The sequence below is a fragment of the Nitrobacter sp. 62-13 genome (assembly GCF_001896955.1).
Classification (GTDB): Bacteria; Pseudomonadota; Alphaproteobacteria; order Rhizobiales; family Xanthobacteraceae; genus Nitrobacter.
Genome location: NZ_MKRN01000045.1, coordinates 2,494 through 3,410 on the forward strand (window position 1 = coordinate 2,494; position 917 = coordinate 3,410).

The 917-nt window shown below is 63.7% G+C and carries 1 protein-coding gene and 1 pseudogene; both read right to left on the reverse strand.

The annotated features are described in order from the left end of the window. Positions 1-82: 82 nt before the first annotated feature. Positions 83-589 (reverse strand): protein-tyrosine phosphatase family protein, encoded by a 507-nt coding sequence (locus tag BGN91_RS05060; RefSeq protein ID WP_292611097.1) that lies wholly within the window; start codon positions 587-589, stop codon positions 83-85. Between the two features lie 71 nt (positions 590-660). Then, positions 661-917 (reverse strand): annotated as a pseudogene (locus BGN91_RS05065) (hydrolase); the annotation flags it as partial.

Here is a 917-nt window from a genome sequence, read left to right on the forward strand (position 1 = left end):
TTTGACGCGTTTTCTTGACGCGAACCGGTATCCATCCCCGGGTCGGTCCGGAGGACGTGTCTTGCTCGAAAGCGTCATAACCCTATTCCAGATCGACGCGGAACGGTCGGCCTTCGATCGCCATGTTGCCGGGACCCATCTCGTCGAGCGCGCGCAACATCCGTCCCTCGCGGCCGAGCGCCTTGTCCGCCAACGTCACGATCAGGCGGTTCGGCTGCGCGATCGGCGAGGCTGCGCGGATCTGCCGTGCGATGGAGATTTCATCGCGATGCGGATTGAGCGCGCAGGCGGCGGTGAAGGCGCTCGCGGTCGAGCGGCTGATGCCGGCGTAGCAATGCACGACCAGCGGCGCCTTGCGGTCCCAGCCGCGGATGAAGGCGAGAAGCTGCAGGATATGGCCGTCGTTCGGCGCGACGAAGCCATCCGCGGGCTCGCTGATGTCGTCCATCGACACCTTCAGGTGATTGGCTTCGAGCACCGAGTGCGGACGCTGCACCTGATCGACATTGGCCATCACGGTGAGGATATGGCTGGCGCCCGTGGTTCTTACGGTATCGGCAAGCAAGGCTAGCGAGCAAACGTGGATCATGGCATTCCCGGTTTTTCGGAAAATATAGGCTCGTGCGCACGGCAACGAAAGACGGCCTGCAGCTTGGAACATCAGGCCTGCAGGCTCTGGAACCGCGTCAGGAACCGCTTCTCGGCCTTGCTCGCCGGCCATGGCGTCAGATAGTCGTCGATCATTGTCGCAGGCAAGCCGGGATCGCTGCCGAACAGGCGCTTCGCCTCGGCCTCGGAGAAGCCCGCAAGATGAGTCGCTTCGAGATAGGCCGCGCCCATGTCGGCATCCTTGATCTGCCGCTCGATATCGGCGGGCAGCGCCGGTTGCAGCCCGAAGCGGACGTGGATCGCCGACA